This window comes from Pseudomonas sp. KCJK9111, from assembly GCF_046231935.1.
Lineage (GTDB): Bacteria > Pseudomonadota > Gammaproteobacteria > Pseudomonadales > Pseudomonadaceae > Aquipseudomonas > Aquipseudomonas parafulva_B.
Window position 1 is genome coordinate 1 of sequence record NZ_JBJJMO010000148.1, and the last position, 303, is coordinate 303.

Consider the following 303-nt stretch of genomic DNA (forward strand, 5'->3'; position numbering starts at 1 on the left):
GTGTCGATAGAATCATTGATCGTCGTTACGGCTGGCGTCGGACTAGCCGTCAGTTGCTCGAAGTTACCGCCCGTGGCGCTGTCGATGGTCACACTAACGGTCGAGCCGTTGTTATAGACGTCGTTGGCCGGGGTCTGGAAGTCGATGCTGCCCTGGGTCTTGCCTGCCTCAACAGTGATGACCTGGCCGTTGGACAGGGTCACGGTCACCGGCGTCTGGGCCGGATTGGTCAGGGTCACGGTGTAAGTGATGACACCGCCTTCGGTGACCGAAGGACTTGCGGTCAAGGTCGCGGTAGTGGTG

1 protein-coding gene is annotated in these 303 nt (G+C 60.1%); it reads right to left on the bottom strand.

What is annotated here, in order from left to right; all coding sequences use genetic code 11:
- Nucleotides 1–303, bottom strand: a 303-nt coding sequence (locus tag ACK59L_RS21565) for an immunoglobulin-like domain-containing protein (RefSeq protein WP_409275978.1), incomplete at both ends; no start/stop codon positions are given.